Genomic DNA, 20,136 nt, shown 5'->3' with positions numbered 1-20,136 from the left:
CGCGCTCACGCGCACGCAGCCGTCATCCGACCCCGCGAACACGCGTGTCGAATCGACCGAGAACTCGTTTCAACGATTTTATCTGCGTTACACGCGCGCCCTGCCCGACGGCGCGAACGTCGTCATCGTCCCGTTTTTTCGGGCGGGATCGGGATCGGCGAGATGCCTCGTTCGGCGGGGTGCCGCAGGCGCGGGACACGCTTACGTGGCGGTATGGGCTGCGAGCCTCGTATCGCGCGCCGATCATGCGCAACGTTGCTGTGACGGCCGGCGTGGACGCCCTCGCGTCCCGCGCGAGCCTGCTCCGCCAGGGCTCGCTCACGTTGCCTCCGAGGGAAGGGGATCTTTACGTCTTTGGCCAGCCGCCCGGGAGCGACGTCAATGCGGACGATTGGAGTACGAACATTGTCGACGTCGGCCCCTTTCTCGTTGCGGAGCTGCGGCTCGGGCCCTTCCTCGTCACGCCGGGGCTACGCGCCGATTTGTTTCTGGTAAAGGGATCCCGCAGCACGCCGCGCGTGGGACAAACTCCCGGCATTGGCTCGTCCCGGCTCCTGCCGGCGCTGGATCCGCGGCTCTCGGTGAGCGTGTCCCCCGTGGAGCATGTGACGATCTCCGCGAGCGGCGGCCTCTACCACCAACCGCCGTCGGCGGAGGACCTCGGGCCGGTGTTCGGTGCGCCAACCCTCGTGCTCTCCCGCGCGGCGCACGCGAGTGCAGGCGCGTCCGTGCGCTTGCCCGCGGGCTTCGACGTCGAGGTGACCGGCTTTTTCGTGTCGCTCGACGACCTCGTGGTCCGCAGCCGGCTCCCCACGCCGCATCTCGCGGCCGCGCTCACGCAGGACGGCGAGGGCGAGAGCTTCGGCGTGCAGGTCCTCGCGCGAAGGCAGCTCCGCAATGGATTCTACGGCTGGATCGCCTACACCGCGAGCCGCAGTGAAAGGCGTTATGCGGGGGATACGTCGTTTCGGCTTTTTGATCACGATCAGTCGCACGTGCTCACGGCGACGGCCGGCTACGAATGGCGTGAATGGAATTTCGGCGTTCGGTTCCGTCACGCAACGGGCGTGCCGCGCACTCCTGTTGTGGATTCTTTTCATGATACGACGGCCGGCCGTTTTCAGCCGATCTTCGGCACGCAGAATGGGACACGGCTCCCGAGCTTCCAGGCCCTCGACCTCCGCGTGCAGAAGGCGATTTCCGTGCGCCGCGCGTCCGTTGTCCTTTCCCTCGACGTCACCAACGTGACGAACCAGGACAACCCCGAGGAGATCATTTACAACTACGATTTCAGCCGCAAGAGTTTCATCTCGGGGTTGCCGGTGCTGGCCATTCTGGGGGCGAGGGTCGAACTGTGAAGCGACGCGTCTCGTGGGGAACGGTGTGCCTCGTCGTCGCGGGGTGCCTCCCTGCCGAGGCCGAGCGGGAGTCGCTCGTGACGGGTCCGCGGATCCTCGCCGTGCGCAGCGAGCCGCCCGAATCGAAGCCAGGCGCGCCCGTCCTATACGAGGCGCTCGTGGTGACGCCGGACGGCGATCTCCAGGGCGCCGTTGTGCGCTGGGCCTTTTGCGCAGCGCCCAAGCCGCTCACGGAAAACGGCTCGGTCAGCACCGCGTGTCTCGGAGACGCCGTGCGGCCCATCGTGGGCGCTTCCGTGAGCGTGACGGCGGCGACGCCGACCGATACCTGTTCGCTCTTCGGTCCCGAGACGCCTCCCGGTGATTTCCGCCCGCGGGATCCCGACGCGACGGGTGGATTTTACCAGCCAGTTTGCGTGGAGGCCCTGGAGCGGACCGCGTTTGTCCTGGAGCGGATCACGTGCAACTTGCCGAATGTGCCCCTCGGCGTTGCGGTGGAGTACGCGGAGCGGCGCGCGCCCAATCGAAACCCGAAGCTCGCTCCGCTGCGTGCGTTCGTGAATGGCGCGCCCACGTCGCTTGACGCCTTGCCCGCGGGTGGAGACGTGCGATTCGAGGTTGGCTGGAGCGCCGACGACGCCGAGGTCTACCCTGCCTTCGATCCGAGAAAGCAAGCGCTCGTGGACCAGCGCAAGGCGTTGCGGGTCTCCTGGTATACGACCGCTGGGGCTTTCGAGAGCGACGTGACCGGGCGGTCGAGCGAGGACCTGGCGACGACGGTGTCGAACGGCTGGAGCGCGCCCGACGAGGCTTCACGGGTGTTCTTGTGGCTCGTTTTGCGGGATGGGCGCGGCGGGACCGATTTCGCGAGGTATCCCCTCGACGTGAAATCTCCGCTTTAGGGCGGGCGCCTACTCCTCAATCCTGGGCCCGCGAAGCAACGCGAATGGATCGGGGACTCCATGGGGGCACTCCCATACCTTGAAATGGAGCTCCACCGCCATCTCCCGCGCGAGGGTTCGTACGCCCTGCACACCCTCGACCAGATCACGGAAGACCACGGCCACGTGCCGGGTGCCCCACTCTCCATGATACCACGCCGGCTCGATCTGCGGGCGGGTATCCTCTTCATCACGCCTCGTCCAGATGGATAGCTCGTCCGCGAGCCGTGCCTCGAAGGCGTCGAGCTTTTCCCGCCGCTCGTCCTTGTCCTTGATTTTATCGTACGGGAGCCAGATGTCGAACTCGACTGCGATCTCCGCGTGCGCATGGTCGAGCTCCATCTGGACGCGGCCGCCTCGTGCATAAAAGAGCCCTCCGATGACGGTCGGCATCGTTAACGTGAAAGAGCAGTAAAAAAGCACCTGCTTGCCTGCAGCAATTACCTGGGGGCCAGCGTCGTACAATGGCCAGTCATCGTCGCGGCCTGGTTTGTCTCCCCGCAAGCCCTCGCGCTTCACCAGCTCGTCGAGGGGGGAAGGGCCGTCGTCGGCCCCGCGGGTACGTTCGAGCCACGCGGAATGCGCTGCGCTCACCTCCGCGAGCAGGTGCGCGACCTCTTCGGCCGTGGCCTCATCTTTGAACGTGCCGACCAGCGTATAGCTGCCGCTGTTGTTGCTGGCGAATGCCTGGTAGAGGTAGATGCGCATCGGAGTCACCCCGTCATCGGTAATCGACGCGGAGAGCCGTCGAGACCAAACCCCGGCGTCCGCGCGCACCCAGGCTCGCGTGCCGGCGCGGCGAGCGCGGTACCATGGGTTTCCCATATGCGGAGCACGTCCTCGGCGGTCTCCGCGGGGAAGCGCAGGTGATGGAAGCTGCATGGGCTCACCTGTTTTTCACTCGTGATCACCACGAATTCACGGCCCGCGGAGCAGGGACGCCCACCGAAGAGGCGCGGCACGGGCGCCATGCGCTCGCCCCAGCAGATGTCGAGCTTGAGCGTCGCGCGCCCCGCGAGCCCGCGCCCGAGCACACGCGCGACGCGGGCGAGCTCCGACGTTTCGGTGTGATCGAGGTGCAAGGCGTGATCCGGGCCATTGTAGGAAAGAAGGAGGATGTCTCGACAACCTGATTCCACGAGTTCGAGGACGAACGACGCGAGCCCCGGGAGGCGCGTGGGCGTCACGAGCCAGTTCACGCCGAAACGCACGCCGCTCCGGGCGAGCCGCGCCAGGATGGGCCGATGGTTGACGTCGTCGTAGATCGAAAGCCGAATCTGCCCCACGTGGGGTGTGAGCGCCGCGATCGTCGTGTCGTCGAGGCGTGTACCGTTGGTCGTCAAACTGACAGAGAGCCGCGTCTCCAGGTCGAGGCGCCGCACGAGCGCCGCGAATCCCTTGAACACGAGCGGCTCGCCGCCCCCGAACGCGACCTCCAGCACGCCGGCCCGATCGAGATCGCGCAAGAGGACGAATGCCTCCTCCGCGGCCCAGGCGCTTCGCGCCGTGACGTCACGCGAGCAGAACGTGCAGGAGAGATTGCACGCGTTCGTGATCGAGAACTGCACGACGCGCGGCGCGCGCATGCGGAGATGCGCCGCCTCGGGCCCTTCGCACACGGCCGTGAGCCCCGTGCGTCGATCGAAGCAAAGGAGCGCGCCGTCGAGTGCAAAACGCCGCATCGGCGCGAGCTCCATGGGCAGCGGGATCTCGTCTTCGGGGCGCGGGAGCACGCCCCGAAGCTATCCGAACGCGGGCGCGAGGGGAAGGGGACCGGGCGCGTGAACCGCCCGTGCGTATCGGGTAAGCTCAGCCCCTGCATGACGGCGCACACGCACCTCCTCGTCGCGAACCCCATGGCCCAGAGCGGGCGTAATGCGGCGCGCATCGACGTCGCATTGCGCCTGCTTCGCGCGGCAGGGCTCTCCGCCCGCCTCCTGCCGACGGAGCCCGGCGGACGAACCGTGCAGGTGGTGCGGGATGCGCTTGCGGAAGAGTCTTATCGATGCGTTATTGCCATGGGCGGCGACGGCACGTTCCGCGAGGTCGCCGAAGGGCTACTCGAAAGCCCGCGCCGGGATTCGGCTGCGCTCGGAATGCTGCCCGCGGGGACCGCGAACAACCATGGTCGGAGCTTCGGTTTGCGCGCCGGGGAGCGCGCGCTCGAGCGGAACGTGCGGGTCCTCGCGGCCGGGCGGGAGACGCAGCTCGACGCGGGAAAGCTCCATGCGATGGACGGCGCCGGCAGGACGGTTACGCGCGCGACATTTTTTGATTCGGTGGGCTTTGGCATCGGCGCCGCGGTGATTGCGGCGCGTAACGTGGACAGAGATCGGGCTCGGCGGTTGGGGAAAGCTTTTGCGCTTTATCGTGACGAGCTCGTGTATGCCGGTGCTCTGATTCGCACGCTCGTCGCTTCGCAAAATCCGGACGTCGATTTCGTGGCGGATGTCGTCGCTGACGACGCGCGCTTCGAGGCGCGGCTCACGGAACTCTTGATTCGAGGGACACGCGTCTACGCAGGGGGATGGGTGGTTGATCCGACGTCACGCCACGATGACGGCTTGTTCGAGGTGTTCCCATTTCCAACGCGGCACGATTGGCTCCGGCGCGCCACAGTGGGCCTCTCCATCGGACCACTCGCGCGCGCCGGGTTCGTCGCGCCTACCGCGCCCCCCGGGACGCGCCGGGCTTCTCGGATCGACGTCCACTTCCGCGTCCCCGAAGGCGGCGCGCCCCCGCCGTGCCAGCTCGACGGCGAGGAGTTCCCGCGCGCCGAGTGCGCTTCGATCGAGGTCATCGCCCGCGCCTTGCGGCTGATCGTTCCGGACAAATGAGCGTTCGATCCGTTTGAGGACAAAACGTTTGACGTCGCTGCCCGATCAGGGAACGATGTCGTCATGTCCATCGGAGGAGGCGAGCAGAGCCGACGTTCGTTCCTCGCGGCTGCGGCCGTCCTCCCGCTTTCTGCGTTGATTTCAGGCTGTCGTCGTGCGCCATCCGCGGAGGAAGCGGCCGAAGAACTGCCCGAGGTCGGCATGCCGCCGCCGCGCGTGCCCAGGGCCGAGCGGCATGCGGGCGCGCGGCTCGTGTTCTACGCGGAGTCGGTCGGCATCGGCGCCGCGATCGACCGTGCGCTCGCGCGGCGGTTCGCGCTGGACACGGGCGCCATCGTAGACGTCGTCCTGCGCCCGCGCGACGCGACCGAGACATATGCGAGTTACCAGCGCCTCTTTCAGGCGCGCTCCGCCGACGTGGACGTCCTTTCGCTCGACATCGTGTGGCCTGGTATCTTCGCCCCGCATTTGCTCGATCTCGGCGCGGCGCTCGGGGGTCTCGCGGCGACGCATCTCGAAGCCGCGATCAAGAACGACACCGTGCAAGGGCGGCTCGTGGCCATGCCCTACTTCACCGATTTCGGAATGCTCTATTACCGGAGTGATCTGCTCCAGAAGTACGGGTATGACGCACCCCCTGCGACGTGGGACGAGCTCGAAGGGATGGCGCGGACGATTCAGGGAGGAGAGCGCGCGCGGAGCCGTTCGTTTGCCGGGTTCGTCTGGCAGGGCAAGGCGTACGAGGGGCTCACGTGCAATGCACTCGAATGGATTCATTCCTACGGCGGTGGTGCGATCCTGGAGGGTCGTGAGCCCACGGTGGAGAATCCGCGGGCCGCGCAGGCACTCGCGCGCTTCCACGGGTTCGTTGGGACGATTTCGCCGGTCGGCGTGACGGGATACGAAGAGGAGGACGCGCGCAACGTGTTTCAGGGCGGAAATGCGGCCTTCATGCGCAACTGGCCGTACGCGTACGCAGCGGGCAACACGAAGGGATCGCGCATCGAGGGGCGCTTCGACGTCGCGCCCCTCCCGCACGAGCCGGGGTACGAGAGCAGCGCGATCCTGGGCGGTTGGACCCTCGGCGTTTCGAGATATTCGCGGTTTCCCGACGCGGCCGTCGCGTTCGTCGGGTATCTCTGCTCGCCCGAGGTGCAGCGCTTCCGGGCGCTCGTCGGCGGATATATCCCCACGATTCCCGCCGTGCAGAGCGATCCGGACGTCGCGCGGGTGTTACCTTTCCTGGAGCGGGTGCGGGGGGCGACATTGGTCGCGAGGCCCTCGAACCAGGCGGGGGCGAGGTACAACGAGGTCTCGATCGCATTTTACCAGGGTGTGAGCAAGGCGCTTTACGGGACAGACCCCGAGAAGGCGCTGGAGCAGATCGCTCGGCGTATCCGGCGCTCGCTGCGGTGAGGGGACACGGGATGAGCACGACGACGGGCGAGGCGGAGAAGCAAGCAGAGGTCGCGGGGATCCGCGCGAAGAGGCGCGCGAGGGTCGCGTGGGCGTTCCTCACACCGGCGCTGATCGTGACGGCGTTCGTGGCGCTTTATCCGCTCTGCGACACCCTGTATTTGAGCCTCACGAATACCCGGCTCGGCAGCGAGGAGCCCGCGCGCTTCGTCGGGTTGTCGAATTACGTGGAGCTTGCCCACGACGGGTTCTTCCTCGACGCGTTGCTCCTCACCGTGCTCTTCGCCGTGATCACCGTGGTGCTCGAGCTCGCCCTCGGCCTCGGCATTGCGCTGCTCCTCGATGCGCGTTTCAAGGGACGCTCCGCCGTGCGCGCCGCCATGCTCGTGCCCTGGGCCATCCCCACGGCCGTATCCACACAGATGTGGAAATGGATGTACAATGACGTGTATGGTGTCTTCAATGACGTCCTCGTGAATCGCCTGGGCCTGCTTTCCGAGCCGATCGCATTCACCGCGGACCCGAGGACCTCGCTCCCCGCGGCCGTGCTCGTCGACGTCTGGAAGACGACGCCCTTCGTCGCGTTGCTCCTGCTCGCCGGCCTGCAGCTCATCCCACGCGAGCTTTACGAGGCCGCGCGCGTGGACGGCGCGACGCGCCTGCAAGCGTTCACGCGGATCACCCTGCCGCTCCTCCGGCCGGCCCTCCTCGTCGCGCTCGTGTTCCGGACGCTCGACGCATTGCGTGTTTTCGACGTATTTTACGTGATGTTCGGGAGCCGGCCCGACATGCAGACCCTGGCCACCTATGCTCACGAGATCCTCGTTAGCATCTCCGACGTGGGATACGGCTCGGCCGTTTCCACCGCGATTTTCCTGGTCATCGCCGTCTTCATCGTGATCTACATCGCGCTCTTCCAGCGGAGGGATACATGAAGGCTCGGGGCGTGGCGAGGCGAGCGGCGTTCGGGATGGCCGTGGTTTTCCTCGTCGTGTATCTCGTTTTCCCGTTCGGCTGGGCGCTCGTGTCCTCGTTCAAGACGAACGCCGAGCTTTTTTCACTCCCCGCGCGATTCTGGCCGGAGCACCCGACGCTGGAACATTATCGTCGCGTCCTCGCGAACGACGATTTTCTCCGCGCGGCGCTGAACAGCGTCCTCGTGGCGAGCTCCGTGACGCTTGTCTCCCTCGCCATCGGCGCGCTCGCGGCGTTCGCGCTCGGCCGGTACCGATTCCGTGGCCGGAGCCTCGTGCTTTACGTGATCCTGTCGATGACCCTGTTTCCGCAGATCGCGGTCCTCGGTGCGCTCTTCCAGCTTGTGAATGCGCTCGGCCTCTACAACCGGCTGCCGGCCCTGACGCTGACGTATCTCGTCTTCACGTTGCCCTTTACCATCTGGGTGCTCACCGGGTTTCTCGAAGCCGTGCCTGTCGAGATCGAAGAGGCGGCCTACATGGATGGCGCCTCCCCGCTGCAGCTCTTCGCGAAGATCATGCTTCCGCTCGCGGCCCCTGGGATGGTCACGACGGGATTGCTTTCCTTCATCGCCGCCTGGAACGAGCTTCTGTTCGCGCTCTCGTTCATGCAGACCCCGGACAAACGGACCGTGACCCACGCGATTCTTTCGTTCTCCGCGACGACGAGCTCGGCCTTCGAGGTGCCCTGGGGGCAGATGATGGCCGCCTCCGTGCTGGTGACGACGCCGCTCGTGTTGCTCGCGCTCGTCTTCCAGCGGCGGATCATCGCGGGGCTCACGGCCGGGGCCGTGAAGGGGTGAGCGGGCTCATCCGCTCTGCGTGATAACGTCCCGCTCTATTGGGTATCCAATCGAGGAGCGCAGCCCTGCCGGACCGTAAATGAAGAGAATCGAAAGGCCGAGGGCCAGGGGGAGCCCGAGACCTACGAGCAGCGCCCTCCGGCCCGTTCCGACGTGATGAGATACCCGGAGAGTACGAAAAAGACCTGAACACCTGCCCATCCAAAGCCCACGAGCTGCTGGTGATAAAGCAGGACCAGGACGACGGCGACGGCACGAAGCCCTCGGAGCCGGGACGGTTTTTATCCAGATGCTCAGCCAACGTCCGCACGGTATCCGGTACCGCGCGAGGGGTTCAACCGTCGGCTGCGTGCCTTGCTCGACTCCAACGCGCTTGATACGCTGAATGCCATGGAATCCATGCAATCGCCCGTTGGAATCATCATGGATCTCGCTTGGGGATGCTTTTATGCAGGTGCCCTCAACGCCGTCATGCAGCTCCGAATCGCAGACCGGCTCGCATCGGGGCCGATGACGGCGGAGGAGCTCGCGGCCGAGGCGAACGCCCATTCCTTGTCGCTCTACCGTGTCCTCCGCGTGCTCGCGTCGAAGGGCGTCTTTGCCGAGGACGATGACGGGCGATTCCACCTCACGCCGGCCGCCGAGCTCCTTCGCACGGGCGTTCCTTTTTCCCTGCAAGGCGTCGTGCAGCTCGGCACGCTTCCGCCCACGATGGAGGCCGCGCTCCATCTCCCTCATACCGTCAAGACCGGCGAGTGTGCGTTTGATTTTCGGCACGGCGTTGGGTTTTTCGAATATATGAGCGAACATCCGTCGATCGGAGAGGTCTTCGACAAGGCGATGGCCGACGTCTCGGACGCGGACAATCGGGCGATCGCCGAGGCCTACGATTTCGGCGCCGCCTCGCGCGTCGTGGACGTGGGCGGGGGCCTCGGCGGATTGCTCGTCGAGGTGCTGCGACGATATCCCTCGGTGCGAGGCGTGCTTTACGATAGGCCCGAGGTCGTCGGGCAGCCGGGGCGTATCGCGGCGGCGGGGCTCGACAAGCGTGTCGATCGCGTGGCAGGCGATTTCTTCACCTCCGTGCCGGACGGCGCGGATGTCTACGTGCTGAAGCGGATCATGCACGATTGGGCGGATGATACGTGTATAAACATCCTGAAATATTGCCGGCGCGCGATGGTCGCGGGAGGGCGCGTGCTCGTCGTCGACGCGCTCGTGCCCCCAGGGAACACGGATCACCCAAGCAAGGCGCTTGATCTCTGCATGCTGACCGTCGTGCCCGGCCGCGAGCGCACCGAAGCCGAATTCGCGGCCCTTTTTCATGCCGCCGGGCTGAAGATCGCTCGCGTGATTCCGACCGCGAACTCCATCGCCATCGTGGAGGGCATCGCCGCCTGACGTCGTGCGTGCGCTTGTGTGTCGACGTACAGGTTATGGGACCTTGGTCTCATGGCCGGCCCGTAGGGGGCGGGCTACAACCGGCATCACGGGGCCCGAGCTCCCCGGATCCCATGAATGATACCAAATACCTTTCAAGTAGCTTCACCTCGAACGGTTTTACGAGCGTCCTTCCGTCGCACGGCAGCCGGTCCGAGGATGTGGGCGCCCCACGCTCGGGAAGGGGCAGCAGCAGCCTCATGAGACGTACGCGTGTCCTCGTGATCGACGACGACGCGAGGTTCGGTGAGAGCGCCGTGCAGAGGCTCGCGGAGATGGGCTTCGAGGCGCGGTTTCACAATGGGCCCGTGGGCGTCCTTCAGGCCATACGCGATATGCGCTGCGACCTCGTGCTGCTCGACGTGAACATGCCGAAGCTCGATGGTTCGATCGTGATCCGCATGATCCGCGATTCGATCGGGCTCGGCGAGGTCCGCGTCCTGCTTTGCAGCAACATGGAGGCGAATGTGCTCACCCGGATGGCGCGATCCCTGGGCGCTCACGGGGCGGTGCCGAAAGACGTCGCCGACGAGGCCTTCGTCGCCGAGCTACGCGCGGCGCTCCAGAGGCGCTCCTTCGTGTAGGTGTCGTGATCAGGCCGCGCCGCGCTTCGAGCGCGCAGAGGCCCGCCGCAGCACCATCCCCACCGCAGCCGCAACGGCTCCGAAGATCGCTTCGAGGCCATCCCGCGAGCTTGTCGTCGTGCAGCTCGCACAGCCGCCCTTCGAGGGCAACGTCGGGAAAGGTTCTTCCGCGACCGGACCGCTCGGGAGCTTTGCTTCCTGAGACGCGAGGCCGCCCGCCGAGGAATCGAGGAACGAAGCGAGTTCGACACCTCGCGGAGCGAACGCCGTATTGGTGGCGACCTGGGTAGCACCCTCCCCAGCGATGTGTTTCACCGGTCCGCCCCAGATCCCGCGCCGGGGCGTCTCGCATTCGATGGGCCCTTCCCACGGGTGGAGGATGACGTAACGACCCTGAAAGGAATTGTTGCCGCTCGACATCGCGCCCGGCTCCATCTTGCCCTCCGGATCAGGGACGCCATTCCCGCCGCGGATCGGCGGTGCGGCGCGAAAAACCAGATCCTCGCCGAGGGCATTCTTGTCGTACCGGACGTGGAGGCGCGTCAATGTGAAGGCGTTGGCGAGCTCGGGCGGGACTTCGCGCCGCCCCTCATACTCGGGCAGGACGTCCGCGCCGAGGGTCGCGAGGTCGGCGACGCCGAGCGGCGGCTCGGGGCAGGGATCGCAGGACCCCGCGTCCCAGGCGTACTCCGTGACCACGGCCCGCGGGTGATTTTCGAGGACCTTGTCGAAGAGCGTCGCGTAAAACGAGCCGAAGCTCTGCTTCACCGGTTCCTTGACGCGGACGTTCGTGGGAATGGCGTAGTTTTCGTAATTCGCGACTTCGTACCGCGAGCGAGCGAGGACATGGACGATGAGATCCTGCGTGCCAGCCGAGTTGATGAGGCCGAGGCGCACGGGCAGATTGAAGCTCTCGCTGTCGTAATGGAACCGGAGCGGCGAGAGCTGCGCCATGCCGTTCTCGAAGCGGATCTTCTTCGCGTCGACCTTGGCCACGAAGAATTTGCTGCCGGCGGTCACGTACGGACGGAGGTACGGCTCGGCGCCCGCGGGGATCTTGTATCTCTGGCCGCGCAGGAAGGTGTCGAGCCCGAGTGAGTCCTGCGCGCTCAGGATGAGGACGTTGTATTCGCCGACGCTGAAGCGGGCCTCGATTTTGACGCCGTGCCGCTCCGCCTCTTCCTCCTGGCCCCCTTCGTCCGACGTGGGCGAGGGCGCGTACTGGAGCACGGACTCCAAGGCGCGAATCGGCGGCGTACACGGATCCTGCTCCCAGTATTCGACGAGCCGCGGCGCGGCGAGGCGATCGACGCGTCCGAAGACCTCGGCGGGCAGGGTCTTCACGTTTTCCTTGGCGAGGACGACCGGCACCGGGACGACCATGGCGAAATCCTCGGGCGGGCCCTGGTAGTTGTTCTGCATCGAGAGCACCGTGCGGGTGCCGTCGCGCATGAGGACGACCAAGGTGGCGTTGTTGTACAGCTTCGAATCGGCCCCGCTCACATAGAATCCACAAAACGCATCGGCAGGAGCCGGCTGGGCGAGGGCGGCGAGCGCAAGGAGAGCGCAGGGCAGGGCGGCGCGCATGGTTTTTCCTCCCGGGGGTCGTGACATCCAGAGCTACCGGAATCGCGCCGTGATGTCCACCCCGCCGCGATCTTGCCCTTGCGTGATGGAAAACGCTCGTGGGAACATCGCCTTCATGTTGTCCCGCCTGCGCGCCCTCGGCCTCGCCGTTCCCCTCGCCCTCGCCGCGATCACGACCGCGTCCTCCGCCGACGCTTTTTGCGGCTTCTATGTCGCAGGCGCGGATTCCACGAAGCTCTTCAACAACGCTACGATGGTCGTGCTGATGCGCGAGGGCACCCGCACGGTGCTCTCGATGCAGAACAACTACCAGGGGCCGCCGGAAAACTTCGCGATGGTCGTCCCGGTGCCCGTGGTGCTGCAAAAGGAGAACGTCAAGACCTTGCCCATGGCGGTGTTCGACAAGGTCGACAAACTCGCGGCGCCGCGGCTCGTCGAGTACTGGGAGCAGGACCCTTGCGCGCCGCTGCCGCCGCCAATGCCGATGGCCGCACCGGGCACCGTGAGGCGTATGTCCTCGGGGCCCGCGAGGGAGAGCGCAGCCGACCTCGGCGTGACCATCGAGGCGCAATTCACGGTGGGCGAGTACGAGGTCGTCATCCTGAGCGCGCGCGATTCGCTCGGGCTCGATACCTGGCTCCGTCAAGAGAAGTACAAGATTCCCGCGGGCGCCGAGCCCTTGCTCCGCCCTTATGTGCAGGGCGGCAGCAAGTTCTTCGTGGCCAAGGTCGACACGAAGAAGGTGCGCTTCGAGAATGGGCAGGCGATGCTCTCGCCGCTCCGGTTTCATTACGATAGCGAGACGTTCGCCCTGCCCGTGCGGCTCGGGCTCGTGAACTCCGGGGGGACGCAGGACCTCATCGTCCACATCCTCGCGCGCGGGCAGCGGTACGAGACGGCGAACTATCCGAACGTCGCCATTCCGACGAACCTCGACGTCAAGGACAAGGTCCGGAACGATTTCGGCGCGTTTTACGCGGCGCTCTTCGACCGCACGCTCGCGCGGCAGCCAAAGGCAGCGATCACCGAGTATGCGTGGGACGCGGGGTCGTGTGATCCTTGTCCCGGGCCCACGCTCGACGGCTCGGATCTGGCGACGCTCGGCGCGGACGCGATCGGCGAGGCGCAGCAGGTCGCGGGGCCGTCCCCCGGCGCTCCGGCGGTGGGTCCCGCGCCCATGCCGAGGCCGATGCCGCGCTGGCGTGGAGGGAGCGGGTTCGTCCTGACGCGCCTGCATTTGCGATATGGCAAGGACGGGCTGGGGGAGGACCTCGTGTTTCGGGCGGCGCCGCCCATCGTCGGCGGCCGCGAATTCCTGACCGATGGAGCGAAGCTCGAGACCGGCGCGGTGCAGAGCGGCATCAACAACTTCCAGGGACGTTATGCGATCCGGCACGCGTGGACCGGAGCCGTCACGTGTCCGAATCCGCGGCGCGGGATCTGGGGCGGGCCGCCGGGCGGCGTGGCGCACAAGGGCACGGAGGCCGCGCAAAAGCTCGCGTTCGCGAAGCGCGGCGGGGTCGAGCTCGCCGCCCTCGTCCAGCGCGACGAGAGCGAGACGCGTATCGACAGCGGTCCGCTCGTGCCCGCGCCGGCGATGTATGCAGCGGCCCCCGAGACGACCCCGCTGCCCGCGGGCTCCGCGTCCCCGGCGCCGACCGACACGAATGCATCCGGGCCGCCGCCCGCGCCGCCGCAGGGCGGATGCGCGGGGTGTCGCGTGGGCGAAGCGGGCGACGAGCCGGGGCCCGTCGGCGCTGGGGTGGTCGTGGTAATGGGTTTCGTCGCGCTGCGGCTCGTCCGGCGGCGAACGGGGCGTTGAAGGTTACCCGCGCAGGCGCTCGCCGAAGAAGGCGAGCACGCGGTCGAGCGCCTGTCGCGTGGGGTGACCGGCCTCGTCGACGAGGTCGTTCGTCACGACCGAATGGGCGAGCCGCTGGATGCCCCAGGTGTTGCCCGGGCCCGAGTCGATTTCAATGGATTCGAGCGCGGGGCCGAGCTCCTTGCGAAGGGACACGAAGCGCTCGCCCGGGCAAAGAGGGTCGTGCGTGAATCGCATGGCGAGGACCTGCGCGCCGGACGCGCATCGCTCCTTCACGGCGGCGAGGTCACGCTCCGAGATGTGCATGCCCGCGCGGCGCGCCGCGCCGAGGCCGAGCGGGAGCGACGGCTGGCTGAGCACGGGCGCCGCGACCGCCGGATCGACCATGAGCGCGAGCGCGAAATTGCCGGTGATGCACATGCCGATCGCGCCGACGCCCTTGCCGCCGAGCTCGGCGTGCACGTGACGGCAGAGCGCGCGCAGCCAATCGACGAGGGGGCTCGATTCATTCGCGGCGAGCACCGCGAACTCGCGCGAGATGCACGCGCGCGCGAGCTGGGAGGCCGCGTAGGCGGTGCTGAACGGCTTTCCGGGCGTGCCAAAGAGCTGCGGCATGAAGACCGTGAATCCCTCGGCGGCGACGCGCTCGGCGAAACGAATGACCTGGGGCGTGATGCCGGGAATCTCGCTCATGACGACGACGCCGGGCCCGCTGCCGCGGCGGTAGACGTCCCGTTCGGCGCCGTCGTGGGTGAAGGATCCGCGCTTGAAACCGTCGAGCTCGATGGGCATGGCCGCGGATGGTAGCGCGAGCCTCGGCCCGCCGACAAGCGAAAGTCCTCGTCCACCCCGCGATCTATCAATGGAGAGCCTTGACCGCCTTCTGGTGCACCTCTTTGCGATTGCGAACGACGGACGGTGATTCTGAGGGCATGGGGGTGGCCATCGTGTCGTCCGAGAATTCGTACTCGCCGCCCGAGGGCGAGGCCGACGGAGGGGCCGGGCGATCGACCTCCGGCATGTCCTTGGCCACGGACGTCATGTTCGTTGCGAGTTTTTCGAGTTCGGCGCTCGGCGTGCGCTTCGATTGCGCGAGCGCCGCCGCGGCGCCTTTTTCGAGAAGCCCACGCGCGTGCACGTACGAGCCCTGCTTGCCGAACTCGAGCGCCTGGAGCGTCGTCGCGGACGCCTCGGCGAGCGCGGCCGAGAGGTCGACCGCGGGGTTTTTCGCCTTCGCGACCTCGCCCTCGTCGAGCGTCGTCCGCGCGCCGAAGTAGAGGCGGCGTTCGAGGCGGCCGGCCTGCTCGAGCGCGTCGTCGAAGGTGATCACCGCGTCGAGCAGCTCGATCGGCACATTCGCCTTGCGAGGCGTCACCGTCATTCGAACGACGACGTCGCGGGTGTCGCCACGCACGATGTCGCCGAGCGGCATGTACGCGGCGCCGGCCGGCGACATCATTTCCGTGCCAACGATCGCGTCGATCCGCACGCCGGGGCCGGGGGTCAGCGTCACGGAGGCCTGGCGGCCGTACACCGTGTCGAGGCGTTCGAGCTCCTCCCGGAAGAAGCCGGCAAGTTTGTCTGCGCTCTCGATGTAGCTGTATCGCCCGCCGGAGAGGTCCGCGAGTTTCCCCATGAGCGTCTCGTCGTAATCGAGCCCGAGCCCGAGGGTCGTGACCGCGACGCCGCGGTCGGCCGCGCGCTTCGCGGTGTATTCGAGGTTCGCCGCCTGGTTCGGGATTCCGTCGCCGAGGAGCACGACGCGGTTCACGCCATTCGGGTTGTAATTCGCGAGCACTTGGTCGAGCGCGGTCTGGAGCCCGTCCGCCATTTCGGTCGTGCCGCGCGCCTCCATGGCCGCGATGCGCTTCCGCGCGTCTTCGCGCACCTCGGCGTCGAGCTCGGTCGACGGGACGAGCACCTCGGCCTTCGAATGAAACACGATGACCGCGAGCCGATCGCCGTCCTTCAGCGCGTCGATCACCTGGAGGCTCGCGCGGCGCGCGGCCACGATGGCTTCGCCCTCCATCGAGCCCGAGGTGTCGATGGCGAGCGCGACGTTCACGGGGCCACGCTCGCGCGCGGGACGCGCGGCCGTGGAGATACGAAGCACGGCGTAGACCGTGCTGTCCCCATTCGCGAGGAGCATGGGCGAACCGAGGAGCGCCTCCACGCGGACGGCATTCGGGTCCCGCGCGCCCGTAGGCGACGCGGCCGGCCCGCAGCCGAGGATGAAGAGGACGGCGGCGACGAGGAGGAGGGGGATTGACGTGCGAAACGCGAGATCTCTCATGGCAGACTCCGGAGACCGCCTAAGACGCGCGAAGTCCCCGTAAGATTTGGCGGCGATCCCGAGGCGCTGCGCGCCGGCAACAAGTCCGAGGCGATCCGGCTCTACCGAGAAGCGCGAACCTCCTCGCTCCTCGACGCGAAGAACACCGTGGATGCGCTGGAAAAGCAGCTCGGCCTCGGATGAGCTCGGCTTCGGGGCTAGATCTTCCGTGGGACTTGATCGAACGGACGACGTCCGTTATCTTGGACGTCGTCACGCTTTGTTGGAGGGTCGTCCGATGAACCAGCACAGCGCTCGTGTGATCGATCTCGACGAGGTGCGAAGGAAGCGCGCAGACGAGCAGCGCCAGAAGCCGACGTCGGCGCCGGTCCTGCTCGTCTGGGTGCCCGTCTGGTTCTGGGTGCCCGTCTGGCCCGCGATGTGACCTGGAAGTGACCCGCCGCGCGGGTTACTTCGTCGGGCTCGGCATACACATCATCATCGGCATCCCGCCGCACATCATCATCATGGGCATGCCGGCGGACATCATGCGGGCCATGGCCTCGCAGCGCTCTTTCATCATGTCCAGCGAGATGCCCTCGCCCGGGGTCAATTTGCAGGTGATTCCGTCCTTCGTCATTTCATAGGTCATACGACACGTCACGGGCATCATGCCCATACCCATCATGCCGGGCATCATGCCCATCATGGGCATCATGTTCATCATGCCGGGCATCATGCCCATGCCCATGCCCATCATGCCGGGCATCATGTTGGGCATCATGCCCATCATGCCGGGCATCATGCCGGGCATCCCGGGCATCATGTTCATCATGGGCATACCCTGCATGGGTGAGCCCATCATGGGCATGGACGAGGGCATCATCGGCATCGGCATGTTCATGGCGGGCATTGCATTCGTCATGGCGTGGTCTCCTTTTCCGTCGTTCTTTGGCTCATACCCGGCCTGCGCGTGGACCGCAATGCGGGAATTCCCGCTTTTTTGAGGTGTGCCCGGAACGTACTGCGAAATTCTCTTTTCGCTCCGTCCCGGTTGCGCGTAGGATTCCGGCCCATGCTTCGATCCCCTCTACGCCAGATTCTCGCCTCTTCCCTGTTTCTGTTCGTCGTCGGGAGCGCCGGCTCCGCCCGTGCCGCGGATACGTCGACGCTCGGGAGCCTCACGCTCCGGCCCACGATTCACGCCGTGGGCGTCACGGCCGCGGTCACGGGGGATGACGATGGGGATGCCACCGTCAAGCTCGCGTTCCGCAAGGCCGGGGATGCGAGCTTCACCCCCGGTCATCCGCTCCTCCGCACGCCCGGCGGGCGCCGAGGGAGCGCGCTGTTCCTGGAGCCTGCGACCGAATACGAGGTGCGCGTCACGCTCGACGATCCCGACAACGGCGGGCCCCAGGAGGCGACGGGGACGATCCGCACGCGCGACGACGCGCCTCCACCGCAGGGGAGCAAGCAGCTTCATGTCGATGCGAAGAATGGCTCGGATGGAAACGACGGCTCGCAAGCCTCGCCCTTCAAGAGCATCGGCGCGGCTGCGGCCGCGGCCGGGCCGGGGACGGTCGTGCACGTCGCGGCGGGCGTCTATCGCGAGACCGTGACGGTCGCGGGCAATCACGGTGGCGCCGCGGGAAACCCGGTCTGGTTCGTCGCCGCGCCGGGCGCGATCGTCGACGGCTCGGATCCTGCGCTCGAGGATGGGTCGGTCTTTCAATCGGAAGGCAATGGGATCTACTCGGCGCCGTTCTCCGGCGCGTCCCAGTATGTCGCCGTGGATGATACGCGCCTCTACGATTACAGCTCCCTCGCGGATCTGCAATCAGCCGCCGCGGGCCTCGCCGGCGGCTTTTACGTGGACGCCGCCGCAGGGCGGATTTACGTGAAGCTGCCCGACGGCGGATCCCCGGCCGGGCATGTGGTTCACGTGGCCATCCGGAATGTCGGCATTCTGCTCGACACCGTGACCGACGTCGTCGTCGAGGGCTTCGAGATCCGTCATCTCGGCGCCGACGCCGAGGGAGCGGGCATCGACGTGCGCGACACGGCGCGCGCGTGGATCCGGAGGAACAACATCCACCACATGAACGGCGGCGTCCGGGTGCGCAGGCCCCTCGCGGCGGAGAACGTCATCGAGGACAACGTCGTCCGCGACACGAGCATCTGGTCGTGGCCCTGGAGCTCCGTCAAAAACCATACGCCCGAGGCGAGCGCCATCAGCATCACGGGCGGCGGCGCGAACGTCGTCCGGCGAAACCAGCTCACCGGCACCTTCAATGGGGTGTACGTCGGCAGCTTCGACGACGCCTCGGAGACGATCACCCCGGACACGGACGTGTACGAGAACGTGCTCGTCGAGCACGGCGATGACGGGCTCGAACCCGAGGGCGCCTGCGTGAACGTCCGTTTCTGGAACAACCACATGCGCGGGGTGCTCAACGGCGTCTCGCTCGCGCCGATCGAGGTCGGCCCGCTGTTCGTGGTGCGCAATGTGATCGACGGCTTCAAGGAGCACGCGCTCAAGGTGAACAACGGCTCACAAGGGTTCATGCTCGTGTATCACACGACGAGCCGCCCGGCCGCGGGGCTGGCGGAGGCGCAGGCGATCGCCCCGACGATTCCTTTTGCAAACCTGATCACGCGAAACAACATCTGGACCTCGCACCGCTACGTCATCGAGAGCAGCGTCACGCCGAGCGGGCCCGTGGACCTCGACTGGGACGATCTGTTCACGGACATCCTCGACGGGACGCCGCGGTTCGTGAAATGGCTCGACGTGAAATACGCGAGCATCGCGGAGCTCGCGGCCTCGGGGACGATCGAGAGCCACGGGTTTCAGATCGAGCCGAAATACGAAGACGCGGAGGGCGGCGATTTCACGCCGGTGGAGGGGAGCGGGCTCGTCGACGTCGGCGTGGTGATCGAGGGCATCAACGATCGATTCGTGGTCGGCGCGGCGCCCGATCTCGGCGCGTTCGAGCGAGGAGGCGTGGGGCCGCTGCCGGATGGCGGATTGCCGGACGGCGGATCCGGGGCTTCGTCGAGCGGCGTGGGCGGGGGCGGCGGGGACGGCCCTGGCGCGGGCGGCAATGGCGGAGGCGGCTCGCCCGAGGACGAGGGCGGTTGTGGGTGCCGGCTCGGGGATGGCGCCGGGCCGGGGCTCGGGCTTTATGCCTTCGGCGCGCTCGCCTGGGGGCTTTCGCGACGGCGGCGCAGGGGCAACACGAAGGGCTAACGGGCCACGATTACGACGACGGTGGCGTCGTCCGTGGAGGGACCCTCGACGGCTTGGAGCAAGGCCTCGGCCACGCTGTCGGGGGAGGGGGTTTTCTGGACGACGATGTCCCGGATTCGCTCCTCGTCGAGGAGGGACCAGAGGCCATCGGTGCATACCACGAAGCAATCCCCGGGCTCGATCTCGACGGTCCGGGTGTCGATTTGCTCGGGCCCCTGGAGGTATCCGAGCGATCGGGTGGATATGCCGCCGTGCATTTCAAGCAACTCCATCGGACCGCCTTGCGCCTCCACGAGGCTGCGCAGGGTATGGTCGGGGAGAAGCTGCTCGATTGCGCGGCCTCGGATACGATGCGCCCGACAACCGCCGACCTGCGCGACGCTCACGCGATCACCTCGCCAGCGAGACAGCGCTGTACACCAGGCCGCGTGGTGCGAAAAGACACGATGGGGCCAGCGGCAGCGATCCCGCAGCGCATCCGAGGCGTCGAGGGATGCATCCAGCCGATCGCCGCCGCGCGTTTGCTGCACGGCTTTGGCGAGCTCTTCCTGCCGGTCATGTATGGCCCGCATCATCGAATGCGCCGCCCACAAAGCCGCCCGGAGCCGGGCCTCGCCGTCCTCGTCGCTGTCGCCGCCGTCGAGCGCCTCGGCGATGGCCGCGAGGCCGGGATCCACGCCGAACGGCGCGTGATAACCGCCATACGTCGGGCCCGAGGCGTCCGCGACGAGGAAGAGGCCCCGGCGCTCGTCGATTCGCCATCGGTCGTCGTTCTCGCCGTGCGCGCACGCAAACGAGCGCGTGCTCATCCGCGTGCGCGCCGCGGCGTGGAGCGTGAGCGAGGGCGACATC

Annotated in this window: 19 protein-coding genes; 12 read left to right on the top strand and 7 right to left on the bottom strand. The window is 67.0% G+C overall.

Going from position 1 to position 20,136, the window contains the following annotated elements; translation table 11 throughout:
• Positions 1-245: 245 nt before the first annotated feature.
• Both E8A74_RS54625 and E8A74_RS07380 read left to right on the top strand, forming a co-directional pair.
• The gene (locus tag E8A74_RS54625) at positions 246-1,358 is read left to right on the top strand and encodes a TonB-dependent receptor (protein ID WP_232379423.1); all 1,113 of its coding nucleotides are present in this window, start codon (positions 246-248) and stop codon (positions 1,356-1,358) included.
• A complete protein-coding gene (locus E8A74_RS07380) occupies positions 1,355-2,260 on the top strand; it encodes a hypothetical protein (RefSeq protein WP_136928210.1) in 906 nt (301 codons plus the stop codon). Before E8A74_RS54625 ends, E8A74_RS07380 begins: the two co-directional genes overlap by 4 nt.
• Before the next feature lie 9 nt (positions 2,261-2,269).
• Here E8A74_RS07380 and E8A74_RS07375 read toward each other — a convergent pair whose 3' ends face one another.
• Positions 2,270-3,016: a hypothetical protein gene (locus E8A74_RS07375; RefSeq protein ID WP_136928209.1), complete on the bottom strand. Its 747-nt coding sequence runs from the start codon at positions 3,014-3,016 to the stop codon at positions 2,270-2,272.
• The gene (locus tag E8A74_RS07370; RefSeq protein WP_170228929.1) at positions 3,013-4,032 is read right to left on the bottom strand and encodes a radical SAM protein; all 1,020 of its coding nucleotides are present in this window, start codon (positions 4,030-4,032) and stop codon (positions 3,013-3,015) included. Before E8A74_RS07370 ends, E8A74_RS07375 begins: the two co-directional genes overlap by 4 nt.
• Before the next feature lie 87 nt (positions 4,033-4,119).
• Here E8A74_RS07370 and E8A74_RS07365 point away from each other — a divergent pair, with 87 nt between their 5' ends.
• The 6 genes from E8A74_RS07365 (at position 4,120) to E8A74_RS07340 (ending at position 10,353) form a co-directional block, all read left to right on the top strand.
• Positions 4,120-5,136, top strand: coding sequence for a diacylglycerol/lipid kinase family protein (locus E8A74_RS07365; RefSeq protein WP_170228928.1), 1,017 nt, complete (start codon positions 4,120-4,122; stop codon positions 5,134-5,136).
• A gap of 63 nt (positions 5,137-5,199) precedes the next feature.
• Entirely contained in the window at positions 5,200-6,552 is a 1,353-nt protein-coding gene (locus E8A74_RS07360) for an ABC transporter substrate-binding protein (RefSeq protein ID WP_136928206.1), read from the top strand.
• An 11-nt stretch (positions 6,553-6,563) separates the two neighbouring features.
• Positions 6,564-7,487, top strand: a complete 924-nt coding sequence (locus E8A74_RS07355; RefSeq protein WP_136928205.1) for a carbohydrate ABC transporter permease — start codon at positions 6,564-6,566, stop codon at positions 7,485-7,487.
• A complete protein-coding gene (locus E8A74_RS07350; RefSeq protein ID WP_136928204.1) occupies positions 7,484-8,329 on the top strand; it encodes a carbohydrate ABC transporter permease in 846 nt (281 codons plus the stop codon). Before E8A74_RS07355 ends, E8A74_RS07350 begins: the two co-directional genes overlap by 4 nt.
• A gap of 390 nt (positions 8,330-8,719) precedes the next feature.
• Positions 8,720-9,730, top strand: coding sequence for a methyltransferase (locus E8A74_RS07345; protein ID WP_136928203.1), 1,011 nt, complete (start codon positions 8,720-8,722; stop codon positions 9,728-9,730).
• 239 nt (positions 9,731-9,969) lie between these two features.
• Complete coding sequence (locus E8A74_RS07340; protein WP_136928202.1) at positions 9,970-10,353, top strand: response regulator; 384 nt, start codon at positions 9,970-9,972, stop codon at positions 10,351-10,353.
• Positions 10,354-10,362: 9 nt separating this feature from the next.
• Here the strand turns inward: E8A74_RS07340 and E8A74_RS07335 are convergent, their stop codons facing one another.
• A complete protein-coding gene (locus E8A74_RS07335; protein WP_136928201.1) occupies positions 10,363-11,940 on the bottom strand; it encodes a DUF2330 domain-containing protein in 1,578 nt (525 codons plus the stop codon).
• A gap of 115 nt (positions 11,941-12,055) precedes the next feature.
• On the opposite strand from E8A74_RS07335, the gene E8A74_RS07330 reads away from it, so the two are divergent.
• Positions 12,056-13,762, top strand: a complete 1,707-nt coding sequence (locus tag E8A74_RS07330) for a DUF2330 domain-containing protein (protein WP_232379421.1) — start codon at positions 12,056-12,058, stop codon at positions 13,760-13,762.
• A gap of 3 nt (positions 13,763-13,765) precedes the next feature.
• On the opposite strand, the gene E8A74_RS07325 is transcribed toward E8A74_RS07330, so the two are convergent.
• Both E8A74_RS07325 and E8A74_RS07320 read right to left on the bottom strand, forming a co-directional pair.
• Complete coding sequence (locus E8A74_RS07325) at positions 13,766-14,554, bottom strand: dienelactone hydrolase family protein (protein WP_136928199.1); 789 nt, start codon at positions 14,552-14,554, stop codon at positions 13,766-13,768.
• A 67-nt stretch (positions 14,555-14,621) separates the two neighbouring features.
• Positions 14,622-16,055 (bottom strand): vWA domain-containing protein, encoded by a 1,434-nt coding sequence (locus tag E8A74_RS07320; RefSeq protein WP_136928198.1) that lies wholly within the window; start codon positions 16,053-16,055, stop codon positions 14,622-14,624.
• 277 nt (positions 16,056-16,332) lie between these two features.
• Between E8A74_RS07320 and E8A74_RS51980 the strand changes: the two genes are divergently transcribed.
• Complete coding sequence (locus tag E8A74_RS51980) at positions 16,333-16,479, top strand: hypothetical protein (RefSeq protein WP_170228927.1); 147 nt, start codon at positions 16,333-16,335, stop codon at positions 16,477-16,479.
• Between the two features lie 24 nt (positions 16,480-16,503).
• Here the strand turns inward: E8A74_RS51980 and E8A74_RS54615 are convergent, their stop codons facing one another.
• Positions 16,504-16,743: a hypothetical protein gene (locus E8A74_RS54615; protein ID WP_232379420.1), complete on the bottom strand. Its 240-nt coding sequence runs from the start codon at positions 16,741-16,743 to the stop codon at positions 16,504-16,506.
• On the opposite strand from E8A74_RS54615, the gene E8A74_RS54610 reads away from it, so the two are divergent.
• Complete coding sequence (locus E8A74_RS54610) at positions 16,742-17,041, top strand: hypothetical protein (RefSeq protein ID WP_232379419.1); 300 nt, start codon at positions 16,742-16,744, stop codon at positions 17,039-17,041. The two genes, E8A74_RS54615 and E8A74_RS54610, sit on opposite strands and share 2 nt — an antisense overlap.
• A gap of 68 nt (positions 17,042-17,109) precedes the next feature.
• Positions 17,110-19,284, top strand: coding sequence for a right-handed parallel beta-helix repeat-containing protein (locus E8A74_RS07310; protein ID WP_136928197.1), 2,175 nt, complete (start codon positions 17,110-17,112; stop codon positions 19,282-19,284).
• Here the strand turns inward: E8A74_RS07310 and E8A74_RS07305 are convergent.
• Positions 19,281-20,135 (bottom strand): SpoIIE family protein phosphatase, encoded by an 855-nt coding sequence (locus tag E8A74_RS07305; protein ID WP_136928196.1) that lies wholly within the window; start codon positions 20,133-20,135, stop codon positions 19,281-19,283. The two genes, E8A74_RS07310 and E8A74_RS07305, sit on opposite strands and share 4 nt — an antisense overlap.
• Position 20,136 lies beyond the last annotated feature (1 nt).

This window comes from Polyangium fumosum (genome assembly GCF_005144585.1).
GTDB lineage: Bacteria > Myxococcota_A > Polyangia > Polyangiales > Polyangiaceae > Polyangium > Polyangium fumosum.
This window is presented reverse-complemented; position numbering and strand designations above follow the sequence as displayed.